The sequence below is a fragment of the Streptomyces sp. NPDC044571 genome (genome assembly GCF_040647115.1).
In the GTDB taxonomy this organism is placed as follows: Bacteria; Actinomycetota; Actinomycetes; order Streptomycetales; family Streptomycetaceae; genus Streptomyces.
Window position 1 is genome coordinate 100,200 of record NZ_JBEZBN010000009.1, and the last position, 20,377, is coordinate 120,576.

Annotated in this window: 21 protein-coding genes and 1 pseudogene; 11 read left to right on the plus strand and 11 right to left on the minus strand. The window is 74.0% G+C overall.

The features are described from left to right. Window positions 1-22: 22 nt before the first annotated feature. Window positions 23-1,174, minus strand: a complete 1,152-nt coding sequence (locus tag AB0B01_RS07340; protein WP_361713822.1) for a glutamate--cysteine ligase — start codon at window positions 1,172-1,174, stop codon at window positions 23-25. A gap of 215 nt (window positions 1,175-1,389) precedes the next feature. Between AB0B01_RS07340 and AB0B01_RS07345 the strand changes: the two genes are divergently transcribed. After that, window positions 1,390-2,652 carry an MFS transporter gene (locus AB0B01_RS07345; RefSeq protein ID WP_361713824.1) on the plus strand — a complete coding sequence of 421 codons (1,263 nt, stop codon included), beginning with the start codon at window positions 1,390-1,392 and terminating at the stop codon, window positions 2,650-2,652. Between the two features lie 62 nt (window positions 2,653-2,714). On the opposite strand, the gene AB0B01_RS07350 is transcribed toward AB0B01_RS07345, so the two are convergent. The 3 genes from AB0B01_RS07350 to AB0B01_RS07360 all read right to left on the minus strand — a co-directional run bounded on the left by AB0B01_RS07350 (window position 2,715) and on the right by AB0B01_RS07360 (window position 5,433). Continuing rightward, entirely contained in the window at window positions 2,715-3,095 is a 381-nt protein-coding gene (locus AB0B01_RS07350) for a hypothetical protein (RefSeq protein WP_361713826.1), read from the minus strand. 14 nt (window positions 3,096-3,109) lie between these two features. Beyond that, window positions 3,110-4,477 carry a carboxyl transferase domain-containing protein gene (locus tag AB0B01_RS07355; protein WP_361713828.1) on the minus strand — a complete coding sequence of 456 codons (1,368 nt, stop codon included), beginning with the start codon at window positions 4,475-4,477 and terminating at the stop codon, window positions 3,110-3,112. 104 nt (window positions 4,478-4,581) lie between these two features. Then, window positions 4,582-5,433, minus strand: coding sequence for a LysE family transporter (locus AB0B01_RS07360; protein ID WP_361713830.1), 852 nt, complete (start codon window positions 5,431-5,433; stop codon window positions 4,582-4,584). A 70-nt stretch (window positions 5,434-5,503) separates the two neighbouring features. Between AB0B01_RS07360 and AB0B01_RS07365 the strand changes: the two genes are divergently transcribed. Next, a complete protein-coding gene (locus tag AB0B01_RS07365; protein WP_361713832.1) occupies window positions 5,504-5,944 on the plus strand; it encodes an Lrp/AsnC family transcriptional regulator in 441 nt (146 codons plus the stop codon). Here the strand turns inward: AB0B01_RS07365 and AB0B01_RS07370 are convergent. Continuing rightward, window positions 5,941-7,515: a GAF domain-containing protein gene (locus tag AB0B01_RS07370; protein WP_361713833.1), complete on the minus strand. Its 1,575-nt coding sequence runs from the start codon at window positions 7,513-7,515 to the stop codon at window positions 5,941-5,943. The genes AB0B01_RS07365 and AB0B01_RS07370 overlap by 4 nt on opposite strands. After that, on the minus strand, window positions 7,512-8,549 hold the full coding sequence (locus AB0B01_RS07375; protein WP_361713835.1) for a rod shape-determining protein: 1,038 nt from the start codon (window positions 8,547-8,549) through the stop codon (window positions 7,512-7,514). The genes AB0B01_RS07370 and AB0B01_RS07375 overlap by 4 nt, the downstream gene beginning before the upstream one ends. A gap of 220 nt (window positions 8,550-8,769) precedes the next feature. Here AB0B01_RS07375 and AB0B01_RS07380 point away from each other — a divergent pair, with 220 nt between their 5' ends. Further along, entirely contained in the window at window positions 8,770-9,243 is a 474-nt protein-coding gene (locus tag AB0B01_RS07380; RefSeq protein WP_361713837.1) for a hypothetical protein, read from the plus strand. Window positions 9,244-9,276: 33 nt separating this feature from the next. After that, window positions 9,277-9,501: a hypothetical protein gene (locus AB0B01_RS07385; RefSeq protein ID WP_361713839.1), complete on the plus strand. Its 225-nt coding sequence runs from the start codon at window positions 9,277-9,279 to the stop codon at window positions 9,499-9,501. Between the two features lie 42 nt (window positions 9,502-9,543). Here AB0B01_RS07385 and AB0B01_RS07390 read toward each other — a convergent pair whose 3' ends face one another. Then, window positions 9,544-10,122, minus strand: coding sequence for a hypothetical protein (locus AB0B01_RS07390; protein ID WP_361713841.1), 579 nt, complete (start codon window positions 10,120-10,122; stop codon window positions 9,544-9,546). A 67-nt stretch (window positions 10,123-10,189) separates the two neighbouring features. On the opposite strand from AB0B01_RS07390, the gene AB0B01_RS07395 reads away from it, so the two are divergent. Continuing rightward, window positions 10,190-10,954 carry a hypothetical protein gene (locus AB0B01_RS07395; RefSeq protein ID WP_361713843.1) on the plus strand — a complete coding sequence of 255 codons (765 nt, stop codon included), beginning with the start codon at window positions 10,190-10,192 and terminating at the stop codon, window positions 10,952-10,954. Between the two features lie 47 nt (window positions 10,955-11,001). Here the strand turns inward: AB0B01_RS07395 and AB0B01_RS07400 are convergent, their stop codons facing one another. Next, entirely contained in the window at window positions 11,002-11,424 is a 423-nt protein-coding gene (locus AB0B01_RS07400) for a MarR family transcriptional regulator (protein ID WP_361713844.1), read from the minus strand. A 96-nt stretch (window positions 11,425-11,520) separates the two neighbouring features. Between AB0B01_RS07400 and AB0B01_RS07405 the strand changes: the two genes are divergently transcribed. From AB0B01_RS07405 to AB0B01_RS07415, 3 genes are all read left to right on the plus strand, one after another. Continuing rightward, on the plus strand, window positions 11,521-12,540 hold the full coding sequence (locus AB0B01_RS07405) for an NADP-dependent oxidoreductase (RefSeq protein ID WP_361713846.1): 1,020 nt from the start codon (window positions 11,521-11,523) through the stop codon (window positions 12,538-12,540). A gap of 64 nt (window positions 12,541-12,604) precedes the next feature. Next, a complete protein-coding gene (locus AB0B01_RS07410; protein ID WP_361713848.1) occupies window positions 12,605-13,027 on the plus strand; it encodes an organic hydroperoxide resistance protein in 423 nt (140 codons plus the stop codon). A gap of 80 nt (window positions 13,028-13,107) precedes the next feature. Continuing rightward, entirely contained in the window at window positions 13,108-13,950 is an 843-nt protein-coding gene (locus AB0B01_RS07415; RefSeq protein WP_361713850.1) for an EI24 domain-containing protein, read from the plus strand. Window positions 13,951-13,966: 16 nt separating this feature from the next. On the opposite strand, the gene AB0B01_RS07420 is transcribed toward AB0B01_RS07415, so the two are convergent. Beyond that, window positions 13,967-14,686 (minus strand): hypothetical protein, encoded by a 720-nt coding sequence (locus tag AB0B01_RS07420; RefSeq protein WP_361713852.1) that lies wholly within the window; start codon window positions 14,684-14,686, stop codon window positions 13,967-13,969. A 229-nt stretch (window positions 14,687-14,915) separates the two neighbouring features. Between AB0B01_RS07420 and AB0B01_RS07425 the strand changes: the two genes are divergently transcribed. The 3 genes from AB0B01_RS07425 (at window position 14,916) to AB0B01_RS07435 (ending at window position 19,016) form a co-directional block, all read left to right on the plus strand. Further along, window positions 14,916-15,497 carry a DUF1707 and DUF4190 domain-containing protein gene (locus AB0B01_RS07425; RefSeq protein WP_361713854.1) on the plus strand — a complete coding sequence of 194 codons (582 nt, stop codon included), beginning with the start codon at window positions 14,916-14,918 and terminating at the stop codon, window positions 15,495-15,497. Between the two features lie 233 nt (window positions 15,498-15,730). Further along, window positions 15,731-17,395: a hypothetical protein gene (locus AB0B01_RS07430; RefSeq protein ID WP_361713856.1), complete on the plus strand. Its 1,665-nt coding sequence runs from the start codon at window positions 15,731-15,733 to the stop codon at window positions 17,393-17,395. Between the two features lie 13 nt (window positions 17,396-17,408). Then, window positions 17,409-19,016, plus strand: a complete 1,608-nt coding sequence (locus tag AB0B01_RS07435) for a DUF2142 domain-containing protein (protein ID WP_361713858.1) — start codon at window positions 17,409-17,411, stop codon at window positions 19,014-19,016. 83 nt (window positions 19,017-19,099) lie between these two features. On the opposite strand, the pseudogene AB0B01_RS07440 reads toward AB0B01_RS07435, so the two are convergent. Continuing rightward, window positions 19,100-19,759 (minus strand): annotated as a pseudogene (locus AB0B01_RS07440) (carbon-nitrogen hydrolase family protein); the annotation flags it as partial. Window positions 19,760-19,773: 14 nt separating this feature from the next. Further along, a complete protein-coding gene (locus AB0B01_RS07445) occupies window positions 19,774-20,346 on the minus strand; it encodes a TetR/AcrR family transcriptional regulator (RefSeq protein ID WP_361713860.1) in 573 nt (190 codons plus the stop codon). Between the last annotated feature and the right edge of the window lie 31 nt (window positions 20,347-20,377).

The window sequence follows — 20,377 nt, forward strand, 5'->3', positions numbered from 1 at the left end:
GGGATGCAGGGCCGACGGAGGGCTAGAAGTCCTCCGTTTCGTCCGCCATGTGGCGCAGTACGTCCAGCAGGTCCTGGCGGCGGGCGAAGGCCGCGCGTTGGCGGTGGGCACCCGAGCCGTCGCGGAGGAGGCCGCCCAGGGTCTTGGCCGCGTGGTCGAGTTCGCCCGCCGCCGCCAGTTCCGGGGCCACCAGGTCCAGCAGGGCCTCCGCCAGGTCGGCCGCCGGGAGTTCCGCGCCCGTGTACGGGTCCAGGCCGAAGCCCTCCAGGCCGTCGTGGGCCGCCCGCCAGCGGGCCAGGCGCAGGACGTCCTCCCGCAGCACCGGTTCCGGGCGGCCCTCCGCGATGTCACGCAGAACGGTGGCCACCAGGGCCCGGACCAGTTCGGCCTGGAGGACGGCCGTGTCGATGTCCGCCGACATGTCCGGCGCCCGCATTTCGAGGGTGGGCCAGTGCCCGGAAGGGCGGAGGTCCCAATAGACCATCTTGGTGTCCAGGGCGGCCCCCGAGCCCAGCAGGGTCTGCACGGAGCGGCGGAAATGAGCCGTGGACGTGAAGTGCGGGGGCAGCCCCGCCGACGGCCAGCCCGACCAGGCCATCGCCCGCCAGCTGGCGTGCCCCGTGTCACGGCCGCCCCAGAACGGCGAGTTCGCCGCCAGCGCGATCAGCGTGGGCAGCCACGGCCTGACCCGGTTGGACACCGCCACCGCCGTGTCCACGTCGAGGGTGCCGATGTGGATGTGGCGCCCGCAGCTCACCAGGGTGTCGGTGAGCGCGCCGAAGCGGCGGTGCTGCTCGCGCTGGCGCGGCTCGTCGTCGGTCAGGTGCAGCGGCTGTTCGACGGTCAGGACCGGCGAGGGCGCGGCCAGCAGCCGGCAGCCGTGGGCGCGGGCCGCCCGGGCGAGGGTGCGTCGCAGCGTCACGAGCTCCTCGCGCAGCATCGTCGCCGAATCGGCGACCGGGGTGGAGATCTCCACCTGGTAGCGGGTGCCCTCGGGGTGCACCTCGTGCGGCAGGCCCGCGGCGGTGTCGAGGACGAGCGGGGCGGCGGGGGCCACCCGGAAAGTACGGGCGTCGACGAGGAGGTACTCCTCCTCGACCCCGACGGTCAGCGCAGCGGGGACGCCGTTGTCCGCGTTGCCGGTGCTCGTGGTGCTGTTGCCAGGTTCGATCACTACGCCTCCCTGGACATACGAGTCTTTTCATCATGAGCCGAGCAACGGGGGAGCAGCGCACGCCGATTCGGTCAATTGTCTTGGGACTATGGCGAGTTAGCGGCAGGGCGCAGCCCGCCGCGGGACGCCCGAAGCCGGGTGGGGCGACTGTTGCGGGTGCGTGAACACGGCGATCGCTGCCCGGGCCGCCGCCCGGCCGCCGGTTATCATCCGCTGTGACTGGTACGAGCACCCCCACCCGGCCCCCGCGGCGGATATTCGCCGACCTGACCCCGCTGCGCACCTCCCCCGACTACCGGCGGCTGTGGATCGGCGGCACCATCTCCTGGATGGGCCAGGCGATGACCGCCCTCGCCATCTCGCTCCAGGTCTACGACATCACCGGCTCCAGCTTCTCCGTCGGGCTGGTCGGACTCTTCTCGCTCGTCCCGCTCGTCGCCTTCGGGCTCTACGGCGGAGCCATCGCCGACACCGTGGACCGGCGCAAGCTGGGCCTCTACAGCTCCCTCGGCCTGACGGCCCTGTCGATCATCCTGGCCGCGGCCGCCCTGCTCGACTTCCACCGGGTCTGGCTGCTGTACGCGGTCGTCGCGCTCCAGGCGGTCTGCGGCGCCCTCAACGGGCCCGCCCGGTCCGCGATGATCCCCCGGCTGCTGCCCGCCGAACAGCTGCCCGCCGCCAACGCCCTGAACTCGGTCACCATGACGTCCGGGACGATGATCGGCCCGGTGTTCGGCGGGCTCGCCGTCGGCTGGTGGGGCTATCAGTCCGCCTACCTGATCGACGCGGTCACCTTCTGCGCCGCCCTCTACGCCATGTGGCGGCTGCCGGCCATGCTGCCCGATCGGGCGGACGGCAAGCGGGGCCGGGCCTCGGTGCTGGACGGGCTCCGCTTCCTCGGGACGCGGCCCAACATCCGGATGACCTTCTTCTCCGACATGGCCGCCATGGTGCTGGCCCAGCCGAAGGCGCTGTTCCCGGCGATCGCCGTGCTCTGGTACGGCGGTGACGCCAAGACCGTCGGCCTGCTGGTGGCCGCGCCCGCCGTGGGGGCGCTGCTGGGCGGGCTGTTCTCCGGCTGGCAGGGTCGGATCCGCCGGCACGGGCTGGCGATCCTGCTCTCGGTGGCCGCGTGGGGGCTGGCCATCGCGGTCTTCGGGCTCACGCGGAACCTGTGGCTCGGGCTGTTCTTCCTGGCCGCCGCCGGGTGCGCCGACACCATCTCCATGGTGTTCCGGTCGACGATGATGCAGGCCGCCACCCCGGACGAGATGCGCGGCCGCCTCCAGGGCGTCTTCATCGTGGTCGTCGCGGGCGGACCCCGGCTCGGCGACTTCCTTGCCGGGACCGCCGCCGATCTGACCTCGCCGGCCGTGGCGATCACGGGCGGCGGGCTCGGATGCGTCCTCGTCCTGGCCCTGCTGGCCGCACGCTGGCGCGGGTTCGCCCGGTACGACGCGAGGTCGCCCCAGGCCTGACGGACGCCGCCTGCCCCGCGTTCGACCCGGGCCCCGTCCGCGACGGGCCGCGGCGCTGCCGGTCAGGCGAGCCAGAGCGCCGCGCGGCGGTGGCGTGCGGGTGGGATGTCCACGTCCGCGGCCGCGACCAGGTCCAGGGGCATGCCGCGCCCGGCGTCCACGAGCCGGAGCGCCGCACGGGCCCGCGCGCGCAGCCGCTGCCGGGCGCGGCGCTGCTCCTCGGCGGCCCAGCGGGCCACCGAGGGGTCGCTCGCACGACGCGGCCGGCTGCGGATCTCGGCGAGGCGACGCAACGCGCGCGGACGGGGCCGGCGGCCCGCCCTTCCCGCCTCGGCGCGGCAGCGGGCACTGAACCGCAGATCGCGTACGAGCACGGTGAGGGGCACGTCGGCGGGGGCGTCGGCGGCGCGGCGCGAGCGGATGTGGTGAGCGGTACGTGACATCGCGGGCCCCGGTTTCACCGCCGGCCGGGGCCGGGAGCGCCGCCGGGCTGGACGATGCCCCGGGCCACGCCCAGGGCCACCAGGTCCTGCGGGCGGATCCGGAGTTGGTCCGCCGTCGCGGGGGCCTCGGAGGCGGGGCGCTTAAGGATCGCCGCCGCCAGTTCGGGGGCGATGACCGAGAAGTAGCTGTCCGGGGTGACCCAGGTGTTGCCCGGCGCGGCCAGGGCCAGGGCTCCGCCCGAGCCGCCCTCGCCGATGAGCAGGGTGGTCACTGGGACGGAGGCCGCCGCGACCGCCGCGAAGGTGTCGGCGATGGCCGCGCCGGCGCCCGCGCGCTCCGCCGCCGCGTCGTTGGCCGCACCGGGGGTGTCCACCAGGGTGAGCACCGGGATCCCAAGCCGGTCCGCGAGGCGGATGACGCGGGCGGCCGTACGGTATCCGGCCGGGCGGGTCGCGGTGCCGCACTGGGCCGCGTACGCCACGGCCCGGCCCTCCCGCAGCCCGAATCCGCACAGCATGCCGGGGTCCGTGCCGCCCGCCCGGTCTCCGGAGAGTGGCAGGCGCAGTGCGAAGTACGCGTCCAGGTAGGCCTCGGCGCGCGGGCGGTCCGGATGGCGGGCCTGCCGTACGGCGTCCCAGCCGGTGGCCGGGGGAGCGGCGTCGGCCAGCGCCGCCGGGGGCTCGACGGGTTCGGCGGAACGGGGCGCGGCCAGGACGCCGAGCCAGTCGGCCAGGGTGGCGGGCAGCTCGGCCGCGGGGACCACGGCGTCCACGTGCCCGGCGGTGTACTGCCCTTCCGCGGTGTACGCCGCCGGGTCCGCGCCGGCCGGCCGGACCCGGGACCCGGCGAAGCCGACCTGGGCCCCGGGCAGCGCGAGCACCACGTCCGCGCCGGCGCCGAGGGTGGCCCAGCCGCCACCGGTGGTCGGATCGCGGAGCACGGCGATCTGCGGGAGTCCGGCTGCCCGGTTCAGCACGGACTGGCGGGCGACGCGCTGGAGCTGGGTCAGCGCGAGCATGCCCTCCTGCATGCGGGAGCCGCCGGTGGCGATCAGCGACACCAGGGGGAGGCGGTGCACGCGGGCGTGCCCGTACGCGGCTTCGAGCCGGTCTCCGGTGCGCTCGCCGAGGGACCCGCCGAGGAAGCCGAACTCGAAGGAGATCACGACGGCTTGCCGCCCGCCGAGCAGGGCGGTGCCGGCGACGACGGACTCCTGCTCGCCGGTCCGCTCGGCGGCGCGGGCGCGGACGTCGTCGTAGCCGGACCAGTCGAGGGGGCCGTCGGGACCGGATTCCGTCCGGGGGACGGTGAGTTCGGCGAAGCTGCCGGGGTCGGTCACGGAGGCGATGGCCGCGCGGGCCGAGAGGCGGGTCGTCGTCACGAGGCCACCCTAGGGGTGCCCGGTGGACGACGACCGGACCCGGGGGGCGATCGGAGCCTGGTCCCGGCGCCTCCCGGCCATGGCCGCTCCTGCCAGGAGAGCCGCTACTGCCAGGGCAGCGGGAAGGCGATCTTCACCGCGTAGGCGATGACCAGGCCGTAGCCGAGGCGGAAGGTCCAGGCCTGCGCGGCGGCGGGGATCCTGCGGCCGGCGACGGAGCCGAGGGCGACGAGGGCCTGCTGCCAGATGAGGGACGCGGCGGCCACGCCCGCGACGAAGGCGGTGGCGGCGGACGGGGTCTGGAGCGTGGCGGCCTGGGCGGTGGTGAGGGCGGCGAAGTAGAGGGCGGTGGTGGGGTTCACGGCGGTGAGGGCCGCGTACGTGGCGAAGGCCTTGCCCGGCCGTGGGGCCGGTGGCGGTGCCGGTGCGGTGAAGGCGGGCCCTGCGGAGGGCCTCTCCGCACCGCACCCCTTCCCGAAGCCGGAGCTCCGCCCCGGGCCCCGCGCCTCCGACGCCGCCGGGGCCTCGGGGGCGGCAGCCCGCCCGGATGCCGCGGCGGCCGCGGGCGCCTGGGCCGGCGGCTCTGGGGCGGGACCCGGGCTCCGTGTGTCGGACGTCCGCGGGGGCGACGGGTCGTGGCTCCGGTCCGCGGGACGGAGGGGCGAGGGGCCGGCGGAGGACAGGCCGCGGACCGCCAGGGCGAGGAGGACGGCCGCAGCCGTCAGGCGGATCCAGGCTTCGACCGGGGCGACGTGCGCCGCGACCCAGGGGCCCAGCGCCGTCGCCAGGGCGGCGTAGCCGAAGTCGACGGCGGCGACGCCGGCCGCCGCGGCCACCGCCGTGCGGCGGTGCCGCATCGCCTCCTGGAGCAGCAGCACGCTCATCGCGCCCATCGGCATCGCCACGCCCAGCCCGGCCACCGCGCCCGACAGGGCGGGGGAGAGAAGTTCGCTCATGCCGGGGAGCGTGCGGTACCGGGCCACCGGGAGGGCGGCGCTTATCGGCCCCGACTGCGAGAATCGCGGTATGGACGGCCTCGACAGGGAAATCCTCGGCATCCTCCAGCAGGATGCGCGGATCTCGTACCGGGACCTGGGGGCCCGCGTCGGCCTCAGCGCCAACGCCACCGCCGACCGGGTCCGGCGGATGAGGCGGGACGGGGTCATCCGCGCCTTCACCGTCATCGTCGATCCCGCCGCCGACACCCGCGGGGGACTGGTGGTCTTCATCGACCTCACCCTGCGCCAGGACACCACGAACGAGGAGTTCGAACAGCGGGTCGCCGGGCTTCCGGGCATCACCGAGGTGGTGCACGTGACCGGGGAGTACGACTACCTGGTGCGGGCCCGGGCCGCCGACCCCGCTGCCCTCGACGCGCTGCTGCGCAGGCTGAAACGGGACGCCGGCGTGGCCCAGTCCAGCACCCGCATCGCCCTGCGGGCCGCCAACCGGCACGGCCGGCCCTAGCTCTGAAGCGCCGATTCCCACGTCCTCGTCGTACCGCGGGTGCCCGACTTCGTGCGGCCGTCGTCCGTCACCGTCAGGCGGACCCGGGCGGGGGTCGCCTCCACCGACACCTCGATCGAGGTGACCTCGCTGCGCCGGTGGGCCGCGGCCAGGGCGGCGCGCAGCGCGGCGAGGAGGTCGCCCGCCACCGGCTCCGGGAGCAGGGCGTCCACCGCGCCCGTGAAGTGCACCGACGGCTGGAATCCCAGCAGGACCGCCGCACCGGCCGTCTCCCGCAGGACGCGGCCGCGGAAGGTCGTCGGGGCGTCGGACGGCGGCTGTTGGAGGGCGAAGATGGCGGTGCGGACCTCTTGGATGGTGGAGTCGAGTTCGTCCACCGCCCGGGCGAGGTCCTCGCCCACCGTGTCCCCGGCCGGCGCGGAGGCGGCCCGCTTCTTCGTGCTCTCCAGCATCATCTCCGTCGCGAACAGCCGCTGGACCACCAGGTCGTGCAGGTCCCGGGCGATCCGGTCGCGGTCCTCGTAGACCGCGAGCTGTTCCCGGTCGTGCTGCGCGTCGGCGAGGACGAGGGCCAGTGCGGCCTGGGAGGCGAACTGCGAGGCGAGCAGCCGGTCCACCGCGTCGTACGGGCGTCCGCCGCGGGGGCGCGGCAGGGCGAGCGTGCCGATCAGCTGGCCGCCGCTCTGGAGGGGCAGCATCATGCTCGGGCCGAAGCGTTCCCGTACATGGGTGGTCATCCGCGGGTCCGTCGCAGAGTCCTCTATGAAGACCGGCTCGCCGCCGAGGAGTTGGTCGAGGACGGCCGAGCCGGGGGCGATCGAGGTGCCCACCAGGTCCCCCGGGTCCCCGTGCGTGGAGGCGGCCACGATCTCCATGCCGCCCTCCGGCGTCGGTTGGAGCACCACGCCTGCCGCGGCGTCCGCCAGCAGCCGGGCCCGTTCGGCCACGCACATCAGCGCGTCCGCCGCCGGACGGCCGGCCAGCAGGGTGGTGGTGACCGCGGCAGCGCCCTCGATCCAGCGCTCCCGGCGGCGAGCCGTCTCGTACAGCCGGGCGTTGCCGATCGCTATGCCGGCCTGCGAGGCGAGGACGCGCAGCAGGGCCAGGTCCTGGTCGGTGAAGGGCCCGCCGCCCTCCTTCTCGGCGAGGTGGAGATTGCCGAACACCTCGGTGTGCACCCGGATCGGCACCCCGAGGAAGCTGCGCATCGGGGGATGGCCGGGCGGCAGTCCCTCCGCGCGGGGGTCCTTCGACAGGTCTTCCAGCATCAGCGGCCGCGGATCGCTGATGAGGGCACCGAGCAGGCCGGACCGTCCGTCGGGCAGCCGCGGGACGGCGGCGCGTTCGGCCTCGGTCATCCCCGCGGTGTAGAGCCCGGTCAGCCGGACGCGCTCGGGGTCGACTACCCCGAGCGCTCCGTACCGGGCCGCGCACAGCTCGGTCGCCGAGTCCACGATGTGCTGGAGGGTGGGCTGCAGCTCCAGTTCGGAGCCGACGCTGAGCACCGCCTCCAGCAGGACGGGCAGGCTGGCCCGCCCGTCGGGCTCCCGGCCCGCGGGGGTCGGGGTCATTCGGCCAGCGGGTTGAGGACCATCGGGGCGATCTTCCCTTCGAGCATCGCGCCGAGACCCAGCACGGCGCACACGTCCGGCCGTTCCGCGATGGCGACGGGCATGCCGGTGGCATCGCGCAGCATCTGGTCCAGGCCGGGCAGCAGGGCGCTGCCTCCCACCATCATGATGCCCCGGTCCGTCAGGTCGGCGACCAGGTCCGGCGGGCAGTCCCGCAACACCTTGCCGATGCCGTCGAGGACGGCGGTCAGCGGTGTGTGGATGGCGTCCCGTACGGCGGCGGTGTCCACGTGGACCGAACGGGCCAGGCCGGTGGCCACGTCGCGGCCGTGGATCAGGGTGGAGGCGGGGCCTTCGGGAGTGATGCCGTTGCCGTGCAGGGCCAGCTGGAGCGGGCGCACGGCCTGGCTGGGCAGCATCAGTTCGTGCGCGTGGCGCAGGTGCTGGACGACGGCGTGGTCGATGGCCTCGCCTCCGACGGGGATCCGCTCGGCGGTGACGATGGAGCCGAGGGAGAGGACGGCGACCTGGGTGGCGGCGGCTCCGCACACCATGATCATCGTCGCGGTCGGCTGCTCCACGGGCAGGCCGCAGCCGACGGCCGCCGCGATCAGGGTGTCGACCAGTTCGACGCGGCGGGCGCCGAGCCCGACCAGCGTCTCTACGGCGGCCCGCTGGGCGAGCGGGTCGGCGTCGTGCGGGGTGCAGGCGGCGGCCCGCAGCCGGGGCTTGCGGCGCAGGGCGCGGCGCAGCTTCTCGCCGAGCAGGTGGCGCAGCATCCGCTGGGCCATCTCGATGTCCACGACGGTGCCGCCGGAGACGGGGCGGACGACCCGGATGTAGTCGGGTGTGCGGCCCGTCATCCGCTCGGCGAAGGTGCCGACGGCGATGAGTGCACCGGTCCGGGTGTTCACGGCGGCCACGCTGGGCTCGTCGACGACCAGTCCGGCGCCCTTCACGTACACGCGGGTCCTGGCGGCTCCCAGGTCGACGGCGACGTGGCAGCGGCGCAACTGCTCAAGACTGACGGTCACGGCAGATCCTCCCGAGAGCGCTGACGCAAGAAGACCGGCGAATGCCGGCTGCATTTCATATCTTCTCGGGCGAATGGGTCATACCGCCTGCTGGGCTGCTCCGGCCGGGTGGGTCGCGCGCGGCGAGGGGTGCTGCACGGGGGTGGATTTCTGTACCGACAGGCACCACCATGCGCGCACCGCCCGCGCTACTCACGCGTAACAAGGTAAAGGGGTCCCGATGCTGACGCCCCGCCAGAAATCCCTGGCCCTCCTGACGCTCTGCCTGGCCCTTCTCGCCCCCCTCCCGGCACGGGCCGCCGGACAGGCGCAGCCCGCCGCCGGACAGGCGCAGCCCGCCGCCGGGCAGGAGCCGTCCGCGCACCGCCCGGTCGTCCTCATCCACGGCTACAACGCCGATCCCGGGGTCTGGGGAGCCCTGCGCGAGGACCTGCGCGCCGCCGGCTACGCCGACTCGGAGCTCTTCTCGTGGGGTTACGACACCCACCAGTCGGTCAACGAGGTCCTGGCCGGTCAGCTCGGCGCGTACGTCGACCAGGTCCGCCGGCAGACCGGCGCCGACCGGGTCGACCTCGTCTGGCACTCCTTCGGCTCCCTCGTCGGCCGCTGGTACCTGAAGTTCGGCGGCGGGACCGCGAGCGTGGCCCACTGGGTCTCGCTGGCCGGCCCCAACCACGGCACCTCCACGGCGTGAGCCTGCGCCCTGTGGGACCAGGCGTGCCGGGACATGACCCCCGGCTCCTACGTGGTGGGCAACCTGAACTCCGGGGACGAGACCCCGGGGACGGTGCAGTACGCGACGTTCTGGTCGAACTGCGACGAGGTCGTCAATCCGGACGCCAGCGTCCCGCTGACCGGCGCCACCAACACCCCCGTAGGCTGCCTGAAGCACAACGACCTGCTGGGGGACGACGCCACCTCGGCCGGCGTACGGACCTTCCTCGCCTCCTAGCGGGTGTCCCTCGGTCATGCCCGGGCTGTGGCCGCCCGTTGCCTACGGGCCGCCACCCGCCGAGACCCGCTGGAGCAGGCCGTACGTGAACTCCGCCACGTACGGCCGCCCCTGCGCGGTGAACGCCAGCCGCCACCGCGTCGGCGCCGTGCCCTCCATCGGGCGCACCGGGGCGAAGGCCGCAGCGACCTCGTCCACCGTGGCGGACCAGGGCGTCAGATCCTCCGGTGACCGCAGGACGGGCCCCCGCGCACCCGGCGCCCGTACGAGCCACTCGTTCCACACCGCCCCGTCCGGCGCGGCCAGCACCTCGAAGCGCAGGTCCGGCCAGAGCGGCAGCGGCCACAGCAGGGCCTCGCACTCCAGGTCGCCGATCGTCCGGGCGCAGGCCGACTCCGGCGGCCCGAGCACCGAGCGGTAGAGGGCCAGGGCCCCGCGCGAACGCGGTGAGCGGACCATCGCCTGCCAGCGCTTGTTCGCCTCCCGCTGCTCTGCGAGGGAGGCTCCGAGCCGCCGCCGGGCCTCGTCGGCGAGCTCCGGCTGGAAGTCCGCCATCCGGCGCAGGAGGACCAGTTGGAACGAGGCCCGTCCGAACGGTCCGAGGGGCGCGGGTGGGGTCATGGGACCCACGATTCCACACAGGACCTTTACGAACCCGCGATACGGATGTTGCAGGGAACCGCGTAGCGTGCAGCACGCCATGGACTACTGCCACGCCTGCCGAAGGCACCTCAACGGCGCACTGGCGTGTGCCGGATGCGGGACCCCGGCCGAGTACCTGCCGCCCGCCGCACCCGTTGCCGCGAGCGTGCCGGGCGTGCCCGACGCGTCCGGCTTCCCGCCCCCGTCCGTACCCGGCCCCGCCCGCGGGGGGTTCGAGGACCCGTTCGCGGACTCGCTCGTCGTGCTGTCCGGGAGGCACCAGGGCCGCGCCGGTTCGCGGCGCCGCGCCACGCACCGCCGGCGTCGGCGGACCGCCGTGCTGATCGGGGCCGGACTGGTGCTCGCGGTCGGCGGCTCGGTGGTGCTGGCCCGGATCGTGACCGAGGGCGAGCGCACCGACCGGGCGGCGCAGGTGGTGCTGACCGACGGGAACGGGCCGCAGGAGCCGGCGCCGCTGCCGAGCCGCACGGGGGCTCCCGCCGCGCCGTCGGCGCTGAAGCCGGTGAAATCCGCGGGAGCCGCGAAGGCCACTGCGGGGGCCACGCAGTCCGCCGGGGCCGAGGTGTCCGCCGCCGGGACGGCGCAGCCGGGGCCCGGGGTGTCGCCCTCCGCTTCGGGGAAGGCGGTGCCGTCGGCCAGTGCCTCCGGGGCGGGGCCGTCCGTAAAGCCGGGTCAGTCGGGTCAGCCCACGCCCACCGGCTCGGGGACGGCGAATCCGCCGCCGAATCCGGCGCCGAGTCCGACGCCGAAGCCGACGAAGACCGGCTGCTGGTTCATCTTCTTCTGCTGATTCCGTCTGCTGCTTCTTCGCTGGTTCCGCTGCTGCCGGGCCCCGGCTCAGCCCAGCATGCGCCGGAGCAGGTCCCGCAGGACGGTGCGCTCCTGCGCCGAGAGCCCGGCCAGCGGCTCCCGTGCGAAGTCCAGCGACTCGCGCAGGCGGTCCGCCGTCTGGAGGCCCTCCTCGGTCGGGGCGGCCAGCTTGACCCGGCGGTCAACGGGGTCCGGCCTGCGCTCGACCAGGCCGCGGGTCTCCAGCCGGTCCACGATGCCGGTGATGTTGGAGGGCTCGCACTTCAGCTTCTGTGCGATGCGGCGCATGGCCATCGGCTCCAGGGAGAGCAGGTTCAGCACCCTGGCCTGGGCACCCGTGAGCTGGTGGCTGGCCGCCGCGTGCTCGTACTCCTGGTGGTAGCGGGCCACGACGTCGCCGATGAGCTCGACGACCTCAAGGGTCAAGGGATCCACATGACGACTGGGCATGGGAACCAGCCTACCCATTTACTTGACAACATGAAATATCCAGGAGCATGGTTGTTTCACGTTCTGAAGTAATCTTCGATGCATCCGGGAGCCCCCATGTCCGAGATCCCCGCCGTCAGCCGCGAATGGCACCTCGTCCGCCGTCCGCAGGGCTGGCCCGTCGCCGAGGACTTCGCCCTGCGCGAGGCGCCGGTCACCGCCCCCGCCCCCGGCCGGATCCTCGTACGCAACCTCCACATGTCCGTGGATCCCTACATGCGCGGCCGGATGAACGACGTGAAGTCGTACATTCCCCCCTTCCAGCTGGACCGGCCCATGGACGGCGGCGCCGTCGGCGAGATCGTGGCCTCCGCGGCCGAGGGCTTCGAGGTCGGCGACCACGTGCTGCACGGCCTCGGCTGGCGCGAGTACGCCGACGTGGAGGCCAAGCACGCCACCAAGGTCGACGCCTCGCTCGCCCCGCTCTCCGCCTACCTCGGCGTCCTCGGCATGCCGGGCCTGACCGCCTACGCCGGCCTCTTCGAGGTCGCCTCCTTCAAGGAGGGCGACTCCGTCTTCGTCTCCGGCGCGGCCGGTGCCGTCGGCGGCCTCGTCGGCCAGTTCGCGAAGATCAAGGGCGCCTCCCGCGTGATCGGCTCGGCCGGCTCGGACGAGAAGGTGACGCTCCTCACGGAGAAGTACGGTTTCGACGCCGCCTTCAACTACAAGAACGGCCCCGTCGGCGAGCAGCTCAAGGGCGCCGCTCCCGAGGGCATCGACGTCTACTTCGACAATGTCGGCGGCGACCACCTGGAGGCCGCGATCTCCTCGATGAAGGTGGGCGGCCGGGCCACCCTGTGCGGCGCGATCGCCCACTACAACGACACCGAGGCCGCCCCCGGCCCGCGCAACCTGATCCAGGTCATCGGCAAGCGGCTGCGCCTGCAGGGCATCCTCGTCAACGACCACGCCGGACTCCAGCAGCAGTTCGTCCAGGACGTGGCCGGCTGGCTGCGCTCCGGGCAGCTCGTGGCCGACGAAACGGTCGTCGAGGGCGTCGAGAACGCGACCGGGGCCTTCCTCGGCATGCTCCGCGGCGAGAACACCGGAAAGATGATCGTTTCCTTCACCCGTTAGGCTCACTGCACACCGTCGTGACCGTGGGCGCGAGTCGCGGCGATTACCAGGAGGATCTTCTTACATGTCCATCCAGCAGTCCGACGTCGTCTACACCGCTGTCGCCACCGCCGAGAACGGCCGCGACGGCCGTGTGGCCACCAACGACGGCCAGCTCGACGTGGTCGTGAACCCGCCGAAGGAGCTCGGTGGCAGCGGCGCCGGCACCAACCCGGAGCAGCTGTTCGCCGCCGGTTACAGCGCCTGCTTCCAGGGCGCGCTCGGTGTCGTCGCCCGCAACGAGAACGCCGACATCTCCGGCTCCACGGTCACCGCCGAGGTCGGCATCGGCAAGAACGACGAGGGCTTCGGCATCATCGTCAAGATCTCCGCCGTGATCCCGAACGTGGACGCCGCCACCGCCAAGGACCTGATCGCGAAGGCCCACGAGGTCTGCCCGTACTCCAAGGCCACCCGCGGCAACATCACGGTCGAGCTCGCCGTCTGATCCGGCCGCTCGCGCCTGGCGGAGGCCGCACCCCGACACCGGGGTGCGGCCTTTGCCGTGCGCCGTTCTAAGCTGGGCCCATGCGTGATCTTGCGGGGGGATTCGGCCATCTGTTGGCCGGACAGCGTTGGGTGTTCCGCCACGGCCGGTGGCTGGGCTTCGGACTGCTGCCGGGGCTCGTGTCGCTGGTGCTGTACGCCGGCGCGCTGATCGGGCTCGGTTACGGCGCCGACGACCTGACGGCCTGGGCCACGCCGTTCGCCGACGACTGGTCCTCGCCCTGGCCCGGACTGTTCCGCGGCTTCCTGACCGCCCTGGTCTTCTGCCTCGGGCTGTTCCTCGCGGTGATCACCTTCACCGCCGTGACCCTGCTCATCGGCCAGCCCTTCTACGAGTCCCTCTCGGAGCAGGTCGACCGCGGCGAGGGCGGTGAGGTCCCCGAGTCCGGGCTCTCCCTGGGACGGGAGCTGTGGATCTCCGCCCGGGACAGCGTGCGGGTGCTCGTCCGTGTGCTCTGCTACGGGATCCTGCTCTTCGCGCTCGGCTTCGTCCCGGTGATCGGGCAGACCGTGATCCCGGTGATCGGCTTCTGCGTCTCCGGCTACTTCCTCACCGAGGAGCTCACCGCCGTCGCGCTGCAGCGGCGCCGCGTGGAACTGCGCGAGCGGCTCGGCATGCTGCGGGCACGGCGGATGATGGCGCTCGGGTTCGGCGTGCCGCTGGTGCTGGCTTTCCTGGTGCCGCTGGTGGCGGTGTTCCTGATGCCGGGCGCGGTGGCCGGGGCCACGCTGATGGCCCGGGAGCTGGCGGGGGAGGACGAGCCCGAAGCCGCCGAGGGCGCCCAGGGGCCGGCCGCCGGGGGCGGCGCCGGTGAGCAGGCCGGGGCCGGCGGTTTCGGACCGCCGCCGCCCGCGTACTCGTAGAGCCGCCGGAGGCTCCTCAGGCCCGGGGCTGGACCCAGAGCGCCTCGGCCAGCGCGCAGAGGTCGCCGGCGGCCGTGGCCAGGGCCGTGCCGGCGCGGTACTTGCGCCCTTCGGAGCCGAGCAGCCAGGAGTACGAGACGAGCCCCTCGCCCACCGGCACCGGCCGCAGCAGCCGCGCGGTCAGCGAGGCGGTGACGGCACCGGCCCGGCGGTCGTCGAGGAGGCGGCCCGCCGCATTGCCCGGGCAGTCCAGCGCGCCCCACACCAGCTCGGGCGGCAGCAGTCCGTCCGCGCCGGCGAGGTCCGGCGCCGGGGTCCAGGCGGCGGCGACCAGGTCACGGCCGGGCACCCGGCCGCAGTGCAGCCGCAGACCGCTCGCCGGGGTGCGGTGCAGCCCGCAGCCGAAGCAGTCGACCAGCCCGTCCGGCGGCGCAGCCCGGTAGGCCTCGGCGGCTGCCGAGGCCTGGTCCCAGGAAGGGGGCTCGGGGACGTCGACGGCCGGCTCGGCCGGACTCGCGGCGGCCAGCAGCTCCTCGCCGCCGGTCAGTTCGGCGCCCCCGTCGGCGCGAGGGGAGAGCCGGACCGGCGTGCCGGTGGGAACCGGCCGCCGGAAGTCCACCCGCACGGATGCGGCGGCCGACCGCCCGGCCAGCACCCCGGCCACATAGCCGCCGAAGGCCACCCCCGGATATCCGCACAGCGGGGCGGCAACCGTGATCGTCTCGAAGTCGGTCATGCCCGCCACCTCATCACACCTGCCGGCCGGATCACACCTGCCGGCCGGGCAGCGAGGCCCGGCAACCATTGCGTCCGCCCGTTCGTCCTCCATCCTGGACGTCCCGTCGTCTGGCGTCCCGTCGTCCCGTCGTCCTGGGCGTGCCGGACACGCGGGGCGTTGTGACGTGCTGGACGCGCTGGACGTGCTGGACTGGGCGCGTACCGCGCCGGGCCTGGGAGGTGGCCGGATGGCCGAACAACCGTGGGGACAGCACCACCCCGTGCACCCGCAGCAGGCGTACGGGCAGCCCTGGCGGCCCACACCGGCGCCCCTGCAGGGTCCGCAGTCCGCGATGCGCGCCTCGCACACCGACCGCGACCGGGCGGTGGACGTCCTCAAGGCCGGCTACGCCGAAGGCCGGCTCTCCCGCGAGGAGTACGAGCAGCGCTTCGACGCGGTGCACCGGGCCCGGACGTACGGCGAGCTGGGGCAGCTGCTCGCGGACCTGCCGGCCGGACCGATGGTGGTCCCCTTCGCCGTCGCCGCACCGGCGCCGCCACCGGTCTTCGCCCCGATGCCGATGCCGATGCCGCCGCGGCGGGTGAACGGGATGGCGATCGCCTCGCTGGTGCTGGGCGTGCTGACCCTGCCGACGCTGGGCGCCGCCGGCCTGGGCGCCGTGATCACCGGTCACATCGCCAAGGCGCAGATCCGCGCGCGCGGTGAGGAGGGCGGCGGTCCGGCCACGGTCGGCCTGGCCCTCGGCTGGCTGTCGCTGGGCGGCTGGGCCCTGCTCTTCCTGCTCGCCGTGGTCGGCGCCTTCGACTGAGCGCGCGTGCCCGGCCCGACAGCGGGCCCGCGCATCGGCCGTCCGTGCGGGCCGTCCGTGCGGGCCGTCGTCCGGGCCGCCTTCCGGGCCCCGGTCTCGTCCCGCGGTGGCCCGATAGTATGCGTGGCAGCAAGAGCCAGGCTGTCCCATGCGGCCCCGGAGCCGGGCAGTGGCTTGCCGAGCAACGATGACCGGCCGCTGTGCCGCGCACCGACCAGCAGTAGGGACCGTCCGTGACAGTCAGTACCGAGGGGGCGGCGCCCGTGCGCCCCGATGCCCCGACCAGGGAGGCCGAGCGGCCCCGGCCGCCGTCGGCCTCCGGCCTGCGGCGCGCCCTGCGCTCCCGTGGCGCGCTCCTGCTCCTGGAAGCCGTCGTGGCCTTCGCCGCCGCGCTCGCGCTCCCCCTCCTGGCCCGCGGTTTCAAGCTCAACCCGCTGAACCGGATCGCCCAGGTCAGCGGCCTGGCCGCGATCCAGCTGCGGTTCGTGCTGCTCGGTCTGCTGTGCGTCGCCGCCGTGATGCTGGCGATGCGGCTGCGCGGCGGCCGGCACTTCGACCTGGCCGCCCGGATCGCGGCCGCGGCCATCGCGGGCCTGGCCGGCGGCTTCGTCGCGGCGGGTGCGGTGGTGTCGCTGCTGGGCACGCCGTGGCCGATGTTCGGCCTCAACGGCGACAGCGGCCGCATCGTCGAGTGGGCGCACGCCGTCGCCAACGGCATGCCCTCGGGCTCGCCGGTCTATCCGCCGGCACCCCTCTACACCCTGGGCTACTACGCCGAGTGGTTCCACGGCGGCAACACCGCCTACGCCTTCAAGGACCTGCAGATCCTCGGCGCCGCCGCGTTCGGGCCCCTCGTCTACCTGGCCTGGCGGATGCTGCTCAGCCCGGTGCGGGCGCTTGCCTTCGGCGTGGTGCCGGCGTTCGCGCTGATCGACGCGTACAAGCCGTACAGCCAGACGGTGCTCGCCCTGCTGGTGCCGGTGCTGGTGGCGATGGTGGTGGCGCTGCGGCGCAGCGGCAGCGAGAGCCGGCGGAGGCTGCTGCTGACCGGCGCCGGGTTCGGCGTGCTGCTGGGCGTGCTGTTCCTGACGTACTCGGGCTGGTTCCTGTGGAGCGCGGCCGGGGTGTTCTTCGCGGCGCTGCTGTACTTCCCGTGGCGGACCGGCCCGCTCAAGGGCGCCGCCTTCATGGGTGCGGCGCTGGCGGCCTTCCTCGTGGTGGCCGGGCGCTACCTGATGGTGATGCTGAGCGAGGGCCAGACCACCAAGGACTACAACTTCCGCTTCGACAACTTCACCGACCCCGCCTACTACCTGATGTGGCGCACCGACATGCCGGGCAAGGTGGGCGACTGGCCGCCGCCGGGCGAGTTCGGCGGGGTCGGGCTGTTCGCCCTGGTGACCTTCGTCGGTCTGGGCGTCGCGATCTGGCTGGGCATCCGCAAGCCGCTGGTCGTCACCATCGCCGCCATGTTCGTCAGCGCGTGGGTGATGCGGATGTACATCGCCTCGCACATGTACGAGACGCAGACGGTCCAGCTCTACACCCGCACCAACAACCAGCTGCTCTACTGCGGCCTGATCCTGTGCGCCCTGGTCGCCCACCTGGTCTCGCTGCGGCCGGCGCAGCGGCGTACGAGCGGGGGCGGGGGCGCGTCCGCCGCCTTCCCGGGCCGTGAAGGCGCGGTGATCGGAGCCCTTTGCGCGCTCCTGCTGCTGCTCGGCACGGCCGCGTCGTCGATGTCCGACCGGTACATGCCGGCCCAGGACGGCACGTACCGGATCCTGCCCTACGTCTCGCACACCGTGCGCAAGCAGGACGGCAGCTGCCCGAAGTTCGCACCGCACGGCGTCTGCTCCAAGGACGGCGACCAGAGCTGGCTGAGCTACATCCGATGAGCCGAGGGACGAGATGATCTCCGCATTGACGCGGCTGGCCGACTGGTCGGCGCGCACCCCCAAGCGGCTCTGGGCCCTCGCCTTCGCGCTGTTCTTCACGCTCGCGGCCTCCTGGGCCGTCGCGACCCCGCTCGGCGGTTCCCCAGACGAACACGCCCACTTCATCCGCGCGGCGGCCGTCGCCCGGGGCCAGATCAACGGCCCCGAGGTGATGGTCCCGCACATGGTGGCGGGCATCGAGGGCAAGTTCGCCGAGACGGGGGTGCAACTCCCCGAGTGGTACCGGCAGCTGCCCAGGCAGCACGAGTGCTACGCCTGGCACGAGGGCACGCCCGCCTCCTGCGCGCCCGCGATCGGACACTCGGGCAAGACCGCCCAGGCCACCACCGCGGCCGGCCGCTACCACCCGGCCTACTACCTGGCCGTGGGCTGGCCGAGCCTCCTGGTCAAGGGCCCGCACGCGCTGTACCTGATGCGCCTGGCGTCGGCGCTGCTGTGCTCGGCCCTGCTCGCGAGCGCGGTGGTCACGGCCGCCGAATGGCGCCGGCGCTCGCTCGCCCTGCTGGGCGTGGCCGCCGCCGCCACACCGATGGCGCTCTACATGGCCGGGATGGTCAACCCGAGCGGCGGCGAGATCGCCGCCGGGATCCTGGTGTGGACGGCCCTGCTGTCGATCCTGATGTCGCCCGACCCGCGGCTGCTGAACCGGCGGCTGGCCCGGGTGGGCATCGGCGGCCTCGTACTGATCAACATCCGCCCGCTGGGCCTGATCTGGTTCGCCGGGGCGCTGTTCTTCGGGCTGCTGCTCCAGCAGCGCGGGGTGCTGCGTGCGGTGCTGCGCCGCAAGGCCCTGTGGCTCTGGACGGTGCTGCTCGGCGCGGCCACGGCCGGTGCGCTGTTCTGGGCGGCGCAGCACCCCGACAACTCCGTGATCAACACGCCCCGCTCGCTGACCGCCAGGGAAGCCGCCCGGCAGACCTTCGGCAACACCGAGACCTACGTCCACCAGATGCTGGGCTACTTCGGCTGGCTGGACACCCCGGCGCCCGCCTTCACCTGGCTGGTCTGGCTCGGGGTGATCGCCGCCCTCATCGCGCTGGGGCTGGCCTTCGGCCGCAAACGGGAGGCGGTGGCGCTGATCGGCATGCTGGTCGCGGTCGTGGTGGTGCCGGTGGCCGCGCAGGCCTCGCAGGCGGAGAAGCTCGGCATGGTGTGGCAGGGGCGCTACCTGCTGCCGTTCGCCGTCGGGCTGCCGCTGATGGCCGTGCTGATCTGCGCGGGCAGGGCGCCCGACGCGGGGATGCCCTGGCGCAGGCTGGTCGGCTTCGCGGTGACCGGGCTCGCGCTGGCCGACGCGGCGGCGTTCTTCTGGACCCTGCGCCGCTTCGCGGTGGGTACGAGCGGCGCGTGGGTGCCGTTCTCCGCGCACTGGAACCCGCCCGGCGGCTGGGCGCTATGGACCGCCGTCTACACGGTGGCGGCGTTCGCCCTGGCGCTTCCGGCGCTGGCGCGGGACCGTGAGCCCGGCGCGGCGGACGGGCTTGAGTCCCCGTCCCCGTCCGCGTCCGCGGGCTCGGGCGTCCGGTCCGGGCGGCACTCGAAGGTCGCGTCGGTCGGCTGACGGGCGGGTGCCGGCAGCAGTGCCGGCACCTGTGCCGTCACCACCGAGGGGGTGCGGTCGTCGCCCTCGGCGAGCAGGGTGCCGCCCGGGGACCACACCGCGGCGCCGCCGCAGCCCGTCCACGGGCCGGCCGGGCCGACGTGGTTGGCCAGGACCACGTACATGCCGTGCTCCCGTGCGATCCCCGGATAGACGGTGGCGCGCTCCTGGACGCCGCCGCCGGTTCCGTACAGGGAGGCGGCCAGGTGGACCCGGCAGCCGTCCGCCGCCGCGCGGGCGATGAGCTCCGGGAAGTGGTTGTCGTAGCAGACGGCCAGGGAGAAGCGGATCCCGCCCAGTTCGAAGCGGCCGTCGGCGCCGCCCTGGGCGAAGGCACCCTGTTCGTGCCGGTAGAGGTGCTGCTTGGCGTACGTGGTGAGGTGCCCGCCGTCCGCCCCGTACACCAGTGTCGCGATGGCCGGCAGCGGGCCGGCGGTGCGCAGCGCGACGTTGACCGCGACGGCGATGCCCGCGGAGCGGACCGGGTCCAGCCGGGGGTCGTCGGCGTCCGCCATCCACAGGCCGGGATCGGCGGCCAGGGCCTCCAGTTCGTAGCCGGTGAGCGTGAACTCGGGGAAGACGACGAGCCCGGCACCCTGTTGCCGGGCCTCGGCGGCGAGGGCGACGGTCCGGGCGGTGTTGGCGGCCAGGTCGGCCGGGGCGCAGGTCAGCTGGGCTGTGGCGATCTTCACGGGCCCCAGCATGCCATCCCCGCCTGCTAGGCGGAGCCGCGCAGCAGGGTCAGGAAGGAGCGGAACGCGGCCGGCATGTCCACCGACTCGGGGGCCAGCAGCCACTGGTACTGGAGGCCGTCCATCACCGCCGTCAGCAGCGGCGCGGCCTCCTCCGGGCTGAGCCCCGAGGGCAGGCGGTCGCCGAACTCGGCGCGCAGGACCGAGGCCATCTCGCCGCGGACCTGGGCGTAGCGCTCGGTGAAGAACTCCCGCGCCGGATGGCCGTCGGTCACGCTCTCGCCCAGCAGCGCCGAGAACGTCTGCACGATCCCGGGCCGCATGGCGTTGTACTCCACCAGCGAGGCCAGCAGGTCAAGCCGCCAGACGCCGGCCGAGGCACGGGAGCCGCCGCCGGTGTCCCAGCGGTCGCGTTCCTCCAGCACCGCGACGAGCAGCGCCTCCTTGGTCGGGAAGTAGTGCAGCAGCCCCTGCTGGGTCAGGCCGACGCGCTCGGCCACCGCCCCCAGGGACGCCCCCCGGTAGCCGCGTTCCGCGATCACCTCGACCGCCGCGCGGACGATGTCGCCGCGCCGCTCCTCGCTCCTCGCCCTGGCCATCGCCCCGGCACCTCTCCCGTCGACCCCGCCT